Genomic DNA, 15346 nt, shown 5'->3' with positions numbered 1-15346 from the left:
ACCGACTCAAAGGGCATTGGAAATCATGATAAAGTAATTAACAAATTACTTATCTTATGGTTGTCAACACACGGATCAGACTCAAAACCGAAGACCGCCAGGCAGAACTGGTTCAGGCGGCCTTGGGATTGGCCGCTCAGCGCAGCCCAGCCGAAATCACCACGGGTGATTTGGCCTTGGCCATCGGCATCACCCAAGGGGGCGTCTTCAAGCATTTTGAAAGTAAGGAGGCCATCTGGCTGGCTGTTCTTGATTGGACGCACCAGTCGTTGATAGGGCGGCTCGAGCAAGCAGCACAAGCACGGCAGGACAATGCCTTGCAGGCCCTGCGTGCTGTCTTCTTGGCCCACATCGGTTTTGTTGAGCAGTTCCCGGGGGTTCCCCGACTTGTCTTTCAAGAGTTGCAGCATGCCAAGCCCACACCGCTCAAAGGCAGGGTGCAGCGACTGATGGCCGACTACCGGACTCTGGTGACCCAACTTCTGGACCAGGCCCGCGAAGAGCGCTTGCTGGCAAAAGATGTGGATCTCCCGTCGGCAGTGGTCCTCTTTATGGGTGCGGTTCAGGGTCTGGTCATGCAGTCTCTGGTAACGGGCAATCTCCATGGACTGGCACGACAGGGCAAAGCCGTGTTCAACCTCTACGAGGCAGGCCTGTTGCCAACGCCCCAAACCTGACGAAAGAAGCGCAGATGACACTCTCCAAAATTAACAAGCGACAGGTCGTGGTCGCAGCGGCTGCAACGATCGTGATCGTGGCTCTGGGATTCGTGGCGACTCGCATGGGGCCACTTGCCCCGACCAAAGTGACCGTGGCATACGTCAAGAGCGAAAACCTGACGCCCTCGGTGTTTGGCATTGGCAGTGTAGAAGCGCGTCAAAGCTGGCTGATGGGCCCCACGGTGGCGGGGCGCGTATTGCGCGTGCATGTCGATGTGGGGCAGGCGGTCAAGGCCGGACAGTTGCTGGCCGAGATGGACCCGGTGGATCTGGACCAACGCCTGCAGGCGCAAGATGCCGCGCTGTCCAAGGCGGTCAGCGTTCAAACGGCAGCACAGGCTCAACTGGCAGACGCCAAAGCCCGGCGCGAGCTGGCCACCACCAATCTGAACCGGCAAAAGGAATTGGCTCGGCAGAACTTCATCAGCCCGTCTGCACTGGAGGGGCGCGAGCAGGAGTTGCTGTCTGCGCAGGCGGCCCACGAGGCCGCTCAAGCCAACGTGCAGGCGGCCCGCCAGGACGCCCAACGCCTGCAGGCCGAGCGTGCAGCGGCCGCACTGCAAAAACAGAATACCCGATTGATCGCACCGGCCGATGCGGTGGTGGTCAGCCGCGATGCCGAAGCCGGCAGCACGGTGGTGGCTGGTCAAGCCGTGATCAGGCTGGCCAATCCCGCCACCCTTTGGGTGAAGTTGCGCGTGGACCAGGCCCGCTCGAGGGGGTTGGCGCTTGGTTTGCCCGCCCAGATTGTGTTGCGCTCGCATCCGCAGCAAATGCTGGCCGGCAAGGTGGAACGGGTGGAGTTGCAGGCCGATGCAGTGACCGAGGAGCGCATCGCACAAGTGACGTTTGATCAAACGCCGGCATCACTGTCGATCGGCGAGATGGCCGAGGTCACGCTCCAGTTGCAGCCAGAGGATCAGGCTTTGGTGGTACCGCAGGCCAGTGTGCAGACGCATCAGGGCCGGACTGGCGTGTGGCGTCTGAAAGACGGCGCGTTGGACTTTGTTTCCGTGCAGTGGGGAGTATCCAGTCTGGACGGCCGCGTACAGGCCCTGAGCGGGCTGGCCTCGGGTGACACCGTGGTGGTGTACAGCGACAAGCCGCTGTCGACCGGGGCTCGCTTCAAGGTGGTGGACGCTCTGGTTAAAAAGGCGCAGCCATGATTAGCCTGGCGGCGCGCGACATTCAGCACAGTTGGGCCAAGTTTGTGCTCACCGGGCTGGGGCTGGGTTTGCTCATTGGCGTGACATTGACCATGGCTGGCGTGTTTCGCGGCATGGTCGACGATGCCCAAGCCTTGTTGAACAACAGCGGCGCCGACCTCTGGGTGGTTCAAAAGGACACGCAGGGGCCTTATGCCGAATCATCCAGTCTCAAGGACGATGTGGTGCGCAGCATTGCGGGCATGCCCGGCGTGGCCATGGCGGCCAACATCACTTACTTCACCATGCAAGTCAGGACGGTGGGAGGCAAAGAGGCCCGGGCCATGGTGGTCGGGATCGAGCCGGGTGCCGCTGGCTTGCCCGGGCAACCTGGCCATTTGTTGGCGGGCAGGCACCTCACGCGCAGCCATTACGAGGCGGTGGCTGACGTCAAGACCGGACTCTCGCTGGGGGATCGGGTGGAAATCCGGCGCCACACCTACGAGGTGGTGGGCCTGACACGCCGCATGGTGTCGTCTGGCGGTGACCCGATGGTCTTCATCCCGATCAAGGATGCTCAGGAAGCGCAGTTCCTCAAGGACAACGATGCCATCGTGAACGACCGTGTGCGCACAGCCGCCAATCCAGCCTTCAACCGGCCTGCGGTGCCGGGTTTGCTCGATGCGGTGCAGAACTTGCAGACCAGCAGCCGCAACGTCAATGCCGTGCTGGTTCGCGTGGCCAACGGCTGGAGCGCCGAGCGTGTGGCCGAGCCGATCCAACGTTGGAAGCACCTGACCGTTTTCACCCGTGCGCATATGGAGAACATCCTGGTGGATAAGTTGATCGCCACTTCGGCCAAACAGATCGGCATGTTTTTGGCCATTCTGGCGGTGGTGAGCGCGGCGATTGTGGCCTTCATCATCTACACCATGACGCTGGGCAAGATCCGTGAGATCGCGGTGCTCAAACTGATCGGCACCCGCAACCTAACCATCGCGGCGATGATCTTGCAGCAGGCGCTGGGCCTGGGTGTGATCGGCTTTGTGGTGGGCAAGGTGGCCGCGACGATCTGGGCCCCGGTGTTCCCCAAGTTCGTGCTGTTGCTCACGCAGGATGCGGTGGTTGGCTTTGGCGCCACCATGCTCATTTGTGCGCTGGCCAGCACATTGGCGATCCGTGTTGCCTTGCGTGTCGATCCTGCACAAGCCATCAGTTGAGGACCATGAAATGATCAAGCAAGCAGGTGGCATTCGCATCGAAAATCTGCGCAAGGTTTATGGCCATGGCGACACGGCGGTTGAGGCGCTCAAGAATGTCAACATGCAAGTCGCTCCCGGCGAAGTGGTCGGGTTGGTGGGGCCTTCTGGTTCCGGCAAAAGCACTTTGCTCAAATGCCTGGGGGCGATCATTGAGCCCACGTCCGGTCGCATGACGCTGGGCGACGAAGTTATTTATGACGATGGCTGGAAAACGCCTGACCTGCGCGCCTTGCGCCGTGACCGGATCGGCTTTGTGTTTCAGGCGCCCTACCTGATCCCGTTCCTGGACGTGACCGACAACGTCGCCCTGCTGCCCATGCTGGCAGGTGTGCCCAATGTTCAGGCGCGACAACGTGCACTTGAATTGCTGAATGCTCTGGATGTCGCACACCGTGCCAAAGCCGAACCCGCGCAGCTATCCGGTGGTGAACAGCAACGGGTGTCAATTGCCCGGGCGCTGGCCAACAAGCCGCCAGTGATTTTGGCTGACGAGCCGACCGCGCCACTGGACAGCGAACGCGCCCTGGCCGTGGTGCGCATTCTCAATGACATGGCCCGTCAGGCGCAGACTGCCATCATCGTCGTGACCCACGACGAGAAAATCATTCCGACCTTCAAGCGGATCTACCATATCCGCGATGGTCAAACGGTCGAGGAACAAGGCGAAGGGCGTGCACATAATTAGGTGCACGTTTTTAACGGCAGAAGTACCCTCTGCACCGGTCACCGCCGCTGGGCACAGCTTCGCCACGTCAATGGTCAGTTTGTGGTCTGCGGGCTGATACCCACCACGGGTCCGATGATCTGAGCACGCTACGTCTGAGTCAGGGGCCGGTTCACCGTGAAGACCGCTTTGGGTCGGTTGCTGCCGTTCATGACCTAGAACTGCACCTCAGTGCGGGGTGAGGATCTGTCGGATCGCTTCCTGTGACAGGTGCTTCATGCCAGGTGGTTTGCTCCGGTTGTTCTCCATCACCTTGAAGCCCTTGGCCTTGCGTTGAGGCTGGGCGCGCTCTGCAGCTTCTTGCTGGCTGATGGTCTTGACGGCCTCGATCACCAGTTCGGACGCGAACACCCAGCCGTCGCCGAACTTGGTGCCGGGTAGGGTGCCAGCCCGTGCATGGTTCTCGACGGTCTTGACGCTGCAGCCGAGCAGGTCTGCAACTTGTTGTGAATTCATGATCGGGTTCATGGCAGAGGCTTTTCAATCCGGGAGTTCATGTGTGGATTGAATCGACTCGCATGTGACACGACCACTTTCCGATGTCACACTACTGGCGTCAGCTTGCCGGTATTTGCATCCGGGGTCGTGGTGTTTCGCTGGTGCCAAAAACTGCATTTCCAATCCTTGCCTCTGGCATGAGCACAACACGGCTGCTTTGTATTGCTCGTGCTTAAGAGGGAATCCATGTCAAAAATTTCGGCTTACATCCAGTCTGTTCAACAACACTTCAAAGAGACCTCCGAAAAGACTCAGACGGTTGCTGAGTTTGCTGAGGAGTTGAGAAAGCCGGTCAATATTCTTCTAGAACAATTGCAGTCAGCAGGATTGAGTAAAAGCAAAAATGACATTATGTTGGAATCAGACAAGCAAACCTTGCTTGAATATCTGCAGAAATCGCATAGTAGTGAAAAATTCGAGAGAAAGAAGATCACACTGACACGGGGACCGTCAGAGGCTGTGAAAATGTGGAGAGCAGTGGCCGAGAATAAAAATGGCTCTGCGTGGGAAGTTTTAGAAAATTTCAGCTTAAAAATAATCTACGGCCAACCAATTGATCCTGATCTGCAACGGCTCGTCAACCTTATCATCGCCAAGTCTTTTCTGGAGGGGGCGCTACCCAACATGAGGCGAGGGCGCCCAAAAAGCGACGATGTTGAGGAAATGAGTATGGAGGTTGCTCAAATGTATTGGGATTTACGTGACGGCGGTAAATCATATGCAGATGCTGTCGAAATAATTGCCAATCAAATATACAAAGATGAGCGGCACATAATGCGTATGGTCGAAGCCAATACTTCAAATGTTGGACATACTCTTGAAGATCGCGAGCGAAAACGACAATGGCGATCTTTAATGAGGGAGATGAGAAGAGATGCAAATTCACACCCCTCGATTTATGAGAAATTTATCAATCCTGATTTGCCGCCAGAACTAACAAACATTGAGTTTGATACCTCTGATTACATCGATCACCTGGATGAATTGATCAATAGTGAATTGAATACAAAAGAAAACTGACATTAAATTTTGACTATTTATCGCCAGTGACCCAAAAGTCGTGAGGGGAGACCATTGGCCATCTGAACAACGGCAACCAAAGCCGATGAAAGATGGACACAGATGGCAATTTGGCGAATTAAGACCTGCAAGTCGGAAGCTGGATACCGCTCCAACGCCTCCATATACAAACTGATCCGAAAAGGCCTGTGGACGAAGCCGGTAAAGATCGGCGATCGTTCAAGTGGGTGGCCAGATGAAGAGGTCAGAGCATTGTGCGCAGCACGGATCGCGGGCAAACACGTCGGTGAGATTCGTGAGCTTGTGCAGGAGCTTCAAGCTAAGCGCAGCCGTTCGTTTCAGACGAGCTGCGTCAGTTTTGATTCGGGCGCGAAGACCAAGGAACGTCCTTACGAATTCCCGAAGAACACCACAACCAGGGGTTTTAGCGAAGCAGGGTCGCCGAGTTCGATGGAGCAACCGCTCCCTGTAGCCCCGATCCTCTACCGTGGGTTGACCGCAGCAGAACACTTGTGTCTGCACCAACAAGTTCCAGAGGAAATGCTGGAGCAGGTACTGGAGCAAAACGCCAGACTGCTGGCGGCATACAACGCGGTGGCTGATGCTTGGCCAAGCTGGGTTTGGAACGCTGACGTCATAAGCCAGATTGACAAGCAGCGCATGGAGCTTGCCCGACTGGCGTTGCTGGAGGTCCGAAATGTGGACCTGTGAATCTTGCTTGGGTTCAGGCGCAATCGTGCCGAGTATCCCGTGTGCCGGTAAATCAGCTAATCGCTGAGTCCTAACCGTAGCTGGGATCATGGCAGGCAACAACACACGCGAAGTTCAGTTGGTCATCCTGACCGACCGCGTGGTTGTGCCTGAAGCCAGCCGATACCGCGAGTGGGCCCTGCATGAGAAGCTGTACACGATGACTTTACCAGCTGGCTACAAGGGCGGTGTCAAGCCCGTGGTGGTGATTGCCAACAGGGTTGAACACTTGGCCCCGCTGGTAGCAGTAGGAGTTGCACTGTCAAACCGATGCGCAGTAGATGAGAGCGATTGGGCTGTTGGGGCTGATCCATACCGCTTTGAACGGGCCAGCCGCTCCAGCCAATTGGCTAATGAAGCCATGGCCGAACTGAACCAAGCCCGTCTGGCGGGCACTCTCGATCAGTTGGTTTATGCAAAGTTGCGGAGCCTGCTGCTTAATACCGGAAGTGAGCGGGTGCAGTTTTCCAAAGATTGGGAATACGCTGCTCCCTTGTATTGCTGCATGACGGTGAAAGATTGGAGTGACTACGAAAGCGCGATGGTGTTTCGTATGCTGGGCAAAGCCAGGAGCGAGGACAGCGAGCGTCAAGATCGCCGACGTGGCCGTGAGTTCATGCAGGTAATTCATGACGGGCGAAGCGACGATCTCCTGAATGCCCCAAGTACCAATATGGTAGAGCTGACCGAAAAATACCTGGCCGAGGTCTTGCCCCTGATCCTGCCAACCCTTCGCAAGGAAGAGCAGGTCGACCTGAAGCAACAAATCATCGTGACGCCTCGTGGTGGTCGCGTCACGACAGGTTCAGAAAAATCTGGACATGACCAAAAACGCCGATCCTCTCGAACTCCATCCCTCACTGCGCTTCCTGCGGGATTCACTGCTAGTACGTGACCCAGCGGCCAAGATGGCCGGGGAGGACTTATTGAACCGCGTCATGTTGCTGAGCACCATGAATGTCCGGTTGCCGCCCGATCGCCTGGTGAGCACAGAAGATGCGGCACGGATCATCGGAGTAGAACCATCCGATTTCGACCGCTTGGCTTATCAGGCCCAAATTAAACCCCGGTACGTGCTGACAAACGCAAGCTACTGGAAGGTCAACGACGTTTACAGTCTGATCGACTGATGGGCGCAGCTCACGCTAGGCTGGGGCCTTCCAGCGCCCACCGCTGGCTTCGATGCCCGGCCTCGATTGCCCTGACTGAACTCATCCCACCTCGTCCCAGTGGACCCGCTGCCGCTGCAGGAACTGTGATGCACGAGGTGTTTGAGCGACAGTTGCTTGGTCAGCACCACTTCACATCAGCTGAAATCGAATCGCTGGCTGAATTCAATGTCCCGGAGTCTCGCGCACGGTTGATCGTGGATCAAGCGGTGACTTCAGCCAGACAAACCTTGCAACAGTTCCATCTCTCGGAATTTCTGACCGAGACCCGTGTCGATCCTGGGGCTGTGATCGGGCGTGATGATTTTTGGGGAACGGCCGACCTCATTGCAGCCGATGCGGCCACGAGGACATTGTTGGTCGGAGATCTAAAAACGGGTCGTGGCCGGGTAGATGCGGAGTTCAACGATCAGCTGCTGTCTTACGGACTTGGCGCTATGCCACTTTTGGAGTTTGAACCTGAACGCGTGGTTCTGGCCATCTATCAACCTCCCGTCAATGGCGTGCGTCCCTCTGTATGGCAAACAACGCCAGACACTCTGCGCGAATTCGCTGAATTCGCCCGCGTTCAAGCGAAGCAGACCGACATCAAAAATGCACTACCCACCCCCAGTAGTGAGGCTTGTCAGTGGTGCCCGGCAAGAACTATTTGTCCTGCACACACGTAACCGTGACACGGCGATGGGTGAACTTCACAAAGTCGAAAAACCCGCTCGTTTCACCGTGAAGTTTTAGGGTGAAGTGTGGGTGTCAGTGCCAGTGGCGCGTGACGTCATGCAGGTGCCGCGTCACGCCTTCGTGTATTCAATCCATAACCGCCCCTCCATTTCGGCGGTGGCAATTTCAACCTCAAAAAGGAAATTGCAAAATGGCTACTTCAGCTTTTAAGTCTTCTGTCTCCCCCGTTCAACGTGCTGCCCAAGCACCCGCAGCAACCGCAGCACCTTCTGTCGCACTGGCACCTGTCGAGATCCTCGGCGTGCTTGCCTACCCCTCGATCGTGGAGCCCGACCCTCAGTCAGGCAACAAGTTCAACACCCTGGTGCTGATCACCGATCCTGAGGACCAGCAAAAACTGGAGGAGCTGGTCGCGGCGGCGTGTGAGCAAACCTTCCGCAGCTCCAAGCTGCCGCCGGGCGCGCACAACCCGCTGCGTGACGCCAACGAAAAGAACCACGCGGGTGAATTCGCTTTCAAGCACCCGTCGTTCCGCGTCAAGGACGGCATGGTCATCCGCGCCAAGACTGCCTACCAGCCGCAGTGTGTCTGGGGACCCAACGAAACCGAGATCGATCCGTCCGAAATCCATGGCGGCGACACGGTGGTGGTGCAGATCAGCGCCTACGGCTACAGCAACCAGTCGCAAGGCGTGGGCTTGAGCCTGGGCCGGATCTGGCTGGTCGAGAAAGGTGAGACCAGGATCGAGCGCGGTAGCGGGGCAGGGGCCAACGTCAAGCGCATTGACCGCAGCCGGCTGCGTTTCAACGACGGGACGGGCGAAGCGGCCTGAGTTCTGTGGGGCGGTGCGAACCGCCCCTTTCTCTCACCACTGGACTCGACCCATGCGCACGCAAGACCAACTTCGCCCATGGCAGCACAAGGCTGCTGACATCCTGGCGACCCATGACTACCAATTGCTGGGCGCACAGCCCGGCAGCGGCAAGACCGCCACCACACTGACCGCCATGGTGCGCCAGCCCCGTCGCACCTTGCTGGTGGCGCCCGCGATCATTTTGGATTCCGTTTGGCCCTTGGAGGCTGAATCCTGGAACCATACCCAACACCTGAGTTTTGACCTGGCCCACCGTTACAGCGGGACCGATCGCATCCGTCTCTGGTTCGATGGCTGCGCCGATATCGTGACCTGCACCCCGGACACCCTGATCAAGTTTGTCTGTGAAGTGGAGCGGCGCGGCATCGTCCCGGTGCACCGCTTGGTGGCCGACGAGAGCCAGTTCTTCAAGAACGCCAGTGCCACGCGCACCCTGGCACTGCATGTGCTGGCCGAACATGTGCCGACCTGGCTGCTGTCCGGGACACCCACCCCCAATGGCCCGATCGACTGCTGGTCGCCGGGCCGGATCGTCTCCAAGGGTGGGAAGTTTTGGCAATGAGCAAGGAATTCCACAGTTGGCGCTCCAAGCACTTTGTGCAGGTGTCTGAATACACCTGGCGCCCCAAGAGCCCTGATACAGAAAAACGCATCCGAGACGAACTGGCTCGTCATGCCGTGGCCATCAAGCTCGAAGACGCCACCCAAGGCATCCCCGAGCCGCTGCATTGCAACCAGCCCTTTTGCTGGGATGACAGCCACCGACAGCGCATCCAGCATTTCATGGCCACCAACGAGGTGGCACTGCCCGATGGCCGGGTACGCGCCGTACACAGTGAAGGCGCTTTCCTTTCCGTCCTGCGCCAGCTGACCTCCGGCCTGGTGTACGTGCATGAAGGCGACAGCCAAGCCTACCCCTTGTCCTTCAGTCGCATAGAGGCGCTGGAGAACCTGATCGATGGCACCCAAGGCCCGGTGTTGGTGGCCGTGTACTTCCGCGCCGAGGTGGATGCCTTGCTGCGCCGGTTGGGCTCCAGAGCCCGCGCTTTCGTGGGCAGCACCCCGCCGGCAGACCGTGCTCGACTGATCAGCGACTGGAATGCCGACCGTATCCCGGTGCTGCTGGCCGCACCCAGTGCCATGGGGCATGGCATCAATTTGCAGCACGGCAGCTCGCGCACCATCGTCTGGTACACGCACTCTTTTGACTGGGCGCAGCGCGCCCAGTTCAACGCCCGCCTGGTACGGGCTGGCCAGACCAAGACCGTCTCCATCATCAACCTGGTGGCCGACGCCGGTCTGGATCAGATGGCCCTGAGGGCCTTGGATGCCAAGCAAGCGAGTGAGCGCGCCATTTTGGATGCGCTTGACATCCGCCACCGTTTTGCCAAGCCGGAGGTGACCCATGCTCCATGACACCCGCGTGGTCTATGACCTGGAAATCGCCTGCAACCGCACCATCGTCGGGATCAAGGCTGTCGGCCAAATGCCCGAACACCTGGTGATCGACGCACCGCTGGACGCGGACACCGCCGCCGAGATCGACAACCGGCTCGGGGGAGGGCGAGAAGTGGCCGGCTACAACAACTCGGGCTTTGACAGCTACATCCTGAATGCAGCGCTGAACGGCGCCGAACCCCAATTCCTGCACCAGCTGGCGCAGGACATCATCACGACCAGAGGGCCAGCCTGGCGGGTGGCGCAGTCCTATGGGGCTGAGCGCTGCACCTACAACGAACTGGACCTGATGAACTACACCCCCCGGGGGCGCCTGAAGGATTACGAAGGTCGGCTCGGACTGGCGATCGTCGATCTGCCATTTGATCCGCACCAGCCGATTACGGATGCTCAACTGCCCGAGGTGGTGCACTACCTGGAGCATGACCTGCTGGCCACCGAGACCCTGCGCAATGCGGTGGAAGGGGATGTGCAGGCCCGTCTGGTGCTGGAGGATATGTTCGATCTGCCCGGTCTCACCAAGAAGACCGCCGCCAATGTGGCCGCCAGCATCATCGTCAGCGAGTACACCCGAGCCAACCAGGAGGTCGAGCAGGCCGATATCAAAGCGGCGGCGCAGCGCATGCGCAACTGCTCGTTTGCCTTTTACGTGCCCGACTGGGTGCGGGAGGGCATCCGGGGAACGCAGGCCGAGCAGATTGCCGACCAGATCGATGGCACCGAGTTCCATGTGGTCGATGGGGTGCGCCAGCCGCTGACCCGGCCTTGGCCAGAGGTGATCACCCTGTCCGAGGAAGACGGTCTGGAAGCGGCCTTCGGCTTGGGCGGTGTCCACACCAAGGACAGCGCCTGCCACTACAGCGGGGTCAGCTACGACGTTGCCTCGCTGTACCCGCACATCATCATGCACCCGGACTGCACTCCGACCCATCTGGACGAGGCGCAGTTTCACGCCATCTATGGCCGCTTGATCCAGCGCCGTCTGCAAGCCAAGAAGGCTGGCGATAAGGCCACTTCCAACGCCCTAAAGCTGGTGCTGAACTCGGCGTTCGGTGCCTACAACTACGGCTATTCACTGCTGTATTCCCCCGACGCTTTCCTTGCCATCACGGTCAGCGGCCAGTTGTCGCTGCTGGCGCTGGCCGAGCGTGCCCGCCTAACCCAACCCCTCGAAAGCCTGGTGCATGTTTAAGACCGACCCGACGCAAGAGACCCGGGTGGTCTCCCTCAACACCGACTCCATCGCCCTGCAAGTTGCCCCTGGCGACGAGGAGCGGGTGACGCAGGTGATTGCCGACTGGGAGCAGACCTTTGGCTTTCAGATGGAACGCACCGAAGTGCTGGCCCACCGGGGCCTGAACATCAACTCCTACATCGAGGTGGTGCGCGAAGGCGGCGGCGCGCCAGAGATCAAGAGCAAGGGATTGCTGGCGCATGACCCTGGCATCTCGGCCAACCACGACGCCCTGGTGGTGCGCCAGGCGATTGGCCAGTGGATGCTGGACGGAACCCCCATCGAGGACTTCATCCAGGCCGCCGCGCACAGGCGCGAAATCTTGCTGTTCACCGAGATGCGCTCAGCTCCCGGTAGCGGCTTGAGGGTGGGCGGCGAATCGGTGGGCAAGCTGATCCGGGTGTACCGCTCCAGCCGGCGCGATCTACCGGCCATCACCAAGGACGCCACAGGCGCCGCTGCCGAGCAGCAGCTTGAAGCTGGCTTTGCCTATCTGCAGGGCAATGTTTGGCCTGCGGCCGACGATGTGGATGTCCAGTGGTACGTGCTGCAAGCTCAGCTGCTGCTGGCGCAGACCTCGGTGCCGTACAGCCCCCACCACAACGCACTGGCCCAGCAGTTGCAGGCCCTCGGGCTGGAGGTCTACGGCATGGGCGGCGCAGCCACCGTGCTCGCCGATGGCCAGATCAACGAAGAGGCCGTGGCCCGGGGCACCGAGAAGAACCCGCGCAACTACTCGGGTGACCGGGCGCTTGCGGTGAGCCTGACCAAAAGCTCAGGCGTGCTGGCGCTGCCGCCCGGGGCAGCGGACGATGCTTCGCTGGTGCTGCGCTTTGGCACGGATGCGCAGGTACTGGGAGAAATCCATGACCGTGAGCGCCTGGGCAAGGCCAAGCTGCGTGAGCTGCGTAAGGCGGGCATCGAGCCACAGGAAAAAGGCTGGATCCGGGTGTATGACCTGCGCGATGGCCTCAAACCCCTCTTGGAGGGTGAACCTGTGTCGCTGGCGCTGGCTCAGACACCGCCTGAATCGGTTGATGAAGTGGCTTCGGTCCCAGCGGCCAATGCGCCCATCAGCAACGACGATTTCCTGCAGCTCATGTTCGGTCCGTCGCTGAGTGATGCTTTTGTCTGCTCCAACACGACGCCGCCCGATACCGACAACGAACTGGCCCGCTCGGGCATGTGGGCCGGCGGCCCCCTGGAGTATTCGCGCAGGCTGTACCAGGATCCCCAGCGGCAGAACTACACCTGCGTCTCCACCTTCCGGCGCGATGCAGAAGGGGTGTACTACCGGCAGATCGAGTACTTCGAGGCCTTGCACTTCATCGTGCTCGATGACATCGGCACCAAGGTGCAGATCGATCCCCGCAGCTTGGGCTTGGGGGAGCCGACTTACATCAACGAGACCTCGCCCGGCAACCAGCAGTGGTTCTATCGACTGAAGGAACCCGTGCGCGATCTCTCGCTGGCCAACTACCTGACCAAGCAGGTGCTGGCCACGCCAGTGCAGGGCCACCTGATGACCGACCAAGGCGCCAAGGGGATCACCCGCCTGTGCAAGTTGCCTGTGGGGCGCAACCTCAAGCTGGCACTGGGCGCCCCTTGGCAAAACCGGCAAATCAGTTGGCGCCCCGAGCTGGCCTACACCGCGCAGGAGGTGGCCGCCTGGTTTGGCGACGCCCTCGATCAGGTCCCTCAGCTGAATGCCCGACCTGCCGCCGCAGCCCTGCAAGCGGGCGAGCATCCGCTGATCCAGGCCTTGCAGGCGGCCGGCTTGCTCAAGTCGGCCCAGCAAAAGGGCTCGGGGTGGTGGGACATCCAATGCCTGCAGCACCAGCTGCACACCAAGGGTGTGGACAACGGCACGGCAGTGAAGATCCGCGCCGATGGCAGTTGGACCATGAAATGCCAGCACGGGCACTGCGCCGATCTGACGCCACGGGACCTGTACCGCTCATTGGTAGAGCAAGGCCTCACCGTGACGCCGCCGCAGCACCGCATCTATGTGGCGCGCATTGACCGTGCGCGCTTGCAGTTTCAGAACGCGGCGCTGGCAGAGGACGACTTTTCATTCCTGGACCCCGACGATGGCGGGGCGGGGGAGGAGGTTGACTATCCGGATCCCGAGGACGTGGGCGGTGGTGGCGCCGCAGGAGGGGGCTTGGCTGGCGCAGCCGGAGGGATGGGCAAACCGGTGATCTACATCGATCCCGGTGTGCTGCCGGCCATCTTGCAGCAATGCGCCCAATTGCTCGATGACATCGTCTTCAAGCGCGGGCTGTACCTGGTGCGCATCGGCCAAGGCTCGGAAATCCAGGATGGCCTGTCCCGCCTGGCCAGTCAGCCCATCGTGCTGCCCGTGACGCGTTACTGGCTGGTGCGCGAGTTGACCGAGCGGGCTGAGTTCCAGCGCTGGGACAAGCGCATGCAGGACTACAAGGTGGTCGATTGCCCGATCAACATTGCCGCAGCCCTGGAGACCGGAACCGATGACGCCACCTTTCGGCCGCTCACGGCACTGGCCAGCGCGCCATTCTTGCGGGTCGATGGTTCGGTCTGTGATGCGCCTGGCTACGACGAAGAGACGGGCATCTTCTATGCGCCGACGCTCAGCTTTCCGCAGCTGCCGCTGCAGCCGGGCTGGGCGGAAGCCCGCGCCGCGCTGGATGAGCTGTGTGATCTGGTCAAGCAGTTCCCCTTTGCCAATCCGGTCTCGCGCTCGGTGTTTCTGGCGGACGTCCTGACGGCTTTGGCCCGGCCCACCTTGCCCAAATCGCCGATGGTGCTCTACACGGCCAGCATGGCCGGCTCGGGCAAAACGCTGATGGCCTCGATTGGCAACCTGATCGCCTACGGCCACGCCACCACCCACCCTTGGCCCAATGGCAACGAGGAAGAACTCAAGAAGGTGTTCACCTCGGTGCTGCTGGCCGGTGATCCTGTGGTGGTGTTCGACAACCTGCCCAATGGCGCTGTGATCAAAAGCCCGGCACTGTCCCAGTTCGTGACTTCGGACGACTATGCAGACCGCAAGCTGGGCGAGTCCGAGCGGGTGAAGTTCCGCAACCGCACCCGCGTGGTGCTCACTGGCAACAACGTCGTGCTGGGCAGCGACAACGCGCGCCGCACCATCGTCTGTGAGCTGCAGCTGCAGGTGGAGTCGCTCAAGGACCGCCAGGTGGTATTCGATCACCCCAGTCTGGCGGTCTATATCAAGCAACACCGGGCGCGCTACATCACCGCCGCATTGACGGTGCTGCGGGCCTATGCGCTGCATCCAGATCCTTTGAACCTGCCGCCGCTGGACTCCTTTGAGGACTGGTCTTGGCGAGTGCGAGATGCGTTGGTGTGGCTTGGGGAGGAAGACCCGGTGGCAGCGGTCGATTACAGCAACGATGGCTCGGGTGAGATTGCCTCTGTCTTCGCTGCGATCGAAGTGGTCGGCCTGGCCAAGCTTGGCAATCGGCAGGCGTTGGAGTTTCGGGCCAAGGATTTGGCCCTCTGGGCGGGCGGCAACTTGCTGCTGCGTGACGCCTTGGAACAGTCCGGCTGCACCGATCCGACCAAGTCATCCCAGGTTGGCTATTGGCTGCGGGCACACAAAAACCGGCTGGCGGGAGGGCTGAAACTGATTTCGAAGCAAATCGATGGTGGCCGCCAACCTGCCAAGTGGGTGCTCATGAGTACCGCGCAAAAGGAGGCTTCATGAGAAGTGCTCAAAAAATAGGCAAACACCCCGGGGGATACGGGGCATTCCGGGTGATGTTCTATCCGACGCGTGGCAAATTCACTGGTGGTATTTCTAATAGCCA

15 protein-coding genes are annotated in these 15346 nt (G+C 59.9%); 14 read left to right on the top strand and 1 reads right to left on the bottom strand.

Going from position 1 to position 15346, the window contains the following annotated elements:
* Positions 1 to 56 precede the first annotated feature (56 nt).
* The 4 genes from IC609_RS12440 to IC609_RS12425 are packed head-to-tail and all read left to right on the top strand — an operon-like array spanning position 57 to position 3811.
* The gene (locus tag IC609_RS12440; protein ID WP_191819788.1) at positions 57 to 677 is read left to right on the top strand and encodes a TetR/AcrR family transcriptional regulator; all 621 of its coding nucleotides are present in this window, start codon (positions 57 to 59) and stop codon (positions 675 to 677) included.
* A 14-nt stretch (positions 678 to 691) separates the two neighbouring features.
* Complete coding sequence (locus tag IC609_RS12435; RefSeq protein ID WP_191819787.1) at positions 692 to 1885, top strand: efflux RND transporter periplasmic adaptor subunit; 1194 nt, start codon at positions 692 to 694, stop codon at positions 1883 to 1885.
* Positions 1882 to 3084 carry an ABC transporter permease gene (locus tag IC609_RS12430; RefSeq protein WP_191819786.1) on the top strand — a complete coding sequence of 401 codons (1203 nt, stop codon included), beginning with the start codon at positions 1882 to 1884 and terminating at the stop codon, positions 3082 to 3084. The genes IC609_RS12435 and IC609_RS12430 overlap by 4 nt, the downstream gene beginning before the upstream one ends.
* A gap of 10 nt (positions 3085 to 3094) precedes the next feature.
* Positions 3095 to 3811, top strand: coding sequence for an ABC transporter ATP-binding protein (locus IC609_RS12425; protein ID WP_191819785.1), 717 nt, complete (start codon positions 3095 to 3097; stop codon positions 3809 to 3811).
* Between the two features lie 207 nt (positions 3812 to 4018).
* Here IC609_RS12425 and IC609_RS12420 read toward each other — a convergent pair whose 3' ends face one another.
* Complete coding sequence (locus IC609_RS12420; protein ID WP_191819784.1) at positions 4019 to 4306, bottom strand: helix-turn-helix domain-containing protein; 288 nt, start codon at positions 4304 to 4306, stop codon at positions 4019 to 4021.
* Between the two features lie 228 nt (positions 4307 to 4534).
* On the opposite strand from IC609_RS12420, the gene IC609_RS12415 reads away from it, so the two are divergent.
* The 10 genes from IC609_RS12415 (at position 4535) to IC609_RS12370 (ending at position 15243) form a co-directional block, all read left to right on the top strand.
* On the top strand, positions 4535 to 5368 hold the full coding sequence (locus tag IC609_RS12415) for a translation initiation factor IF-2 N-terminal domain-containing protein (protein WP_191819783.1): 834 nt from the start codon (positions 4535 to 4537) through the stop codon (positions 5366 to 5368).
* 102 nt (positions 5369 to 5470) lie between these two features.
* The gene (locus IC609_RS12410; RefSeq protein ID WP_191819782.1) at positions 5471 to 6079 is read left to right on the top strand and encodes a helix-turn-helix transcriptional regulator; all 609 of its coding nucleotides are present in this window, start codon (positions 5471 to 5473) and stop codon (positions 6077 to 6079) included.
* 88 nt (positions 6080 to 6167) lie between these two features.
* The gene (locus IC609_RS12405; RefSeq protein WP_191819781.1) at positions 6168 to 7013 is read left to right on the top strand and encodes a hypothetical protein; all 846 of its coding nucleotides are present in this window, start codon (positions 6168 to 6170) and stop codon (positions 7011 to 7013) included.
* Complete coding sequence (locus IC609_RS12400; RefSeq protein ID WP_191819780.1) at positions 6940 to 7248, top strand: hypothetical protein; 309 nt, start codon at positions 6940 to 6942, stop codon at positions 7246 to 7248. The genes IC609_RS12405 and IC609_RS12400 overlap by 74 nt, the downstream gene beginning before the upstream one ends.
* Positions 7248 to 7955, top strand: a complete 708-nt coding sequence (locus IC609_RS12395; RefSeq protein ID WP_191819779.1) for a DUF2800 domain-containing protein — start codon at positions 7248 to 7250, stop codon at positions 7953 to 7955. Before IC609_RS12400 ends, IC609_RS12395 begins: the two co-directional genes overlap by 1 nt.
* A 311-nt stretch (positions 7956 to 8266) precedes the next feature.
* Entirely contained in the window at positions 8267 to 8797 is a 531-nt protein-coding gene (locus IC609_RS12390) for an ssDNA-binding protein (protein WP_191819778.1), read from the top strand.
* 52 nt (positions 8798 to 8849) lie between these two features.
* Positions 8850 to 9401, top strand: a complete 552-nt coding sequence (locus IC609_RS12385; protein WP_191819777.1) for an SNF2-related protein — start codon at positions 8850 to 8852, stop codon at positions 9399 to 9401.
* A complete protein-coding gene (locus IC609_RS12380) occupies positions 9398 to 10255 on the top strand; it encodes a helicase-related protein (RefSeq protein WP_191819776.1) in 858 nt (285 codons plus the stop codon). Before IC609_RS12385 ends, IC609_RS12380 begins: the two co-directional genes overlap by 4 nt.
* Complete coding sequence (locus IC609_RS12375) at positions 10245 to 11489, top strand: hypothetical protein (protein ID WP_191819775.1); 1245 nt, start codon at positions 10245 to 10247, stop codon at positions 11487 to 11489. The genes IC609_RS12380 and IC609_RS12375 overlap by 11 nt, the downstream gene beginning before the upstream one ends.
* Positions 11482 to 15243 (top strand): hypothetical protein, encoded by a 3762-nt coding sequence (locus tag IC609_RS12370; protein ID WP_191819774.1) that lies wholly within the window; start codon positions 11482 to 11484, stop codon positions 15241 to 15243. Before IC609_RS12375 ends, IC609_RS12370 begins: the two co-directional genes overlap by 8 nt.
* Positions 15244 to 15346 lie beyond the last annotated feature (103 nt).

Origin of the sequence: Limnohabitans radicicola, from assembly GCF_014837235.1 — a bacterium.
GTDB classification, from domain to species: Bacteria; Pseudomonadota; Gammaproteobacteria; order Burkholderiales; family Burkholderiaceae_C; genus Limnohabitans_A; species Limnohabitans_A radicicola.
Note: the sequence above shows the minus strand (reverse complement) of the source record. Positions and strands in the feature narration are given on the sequence as shown.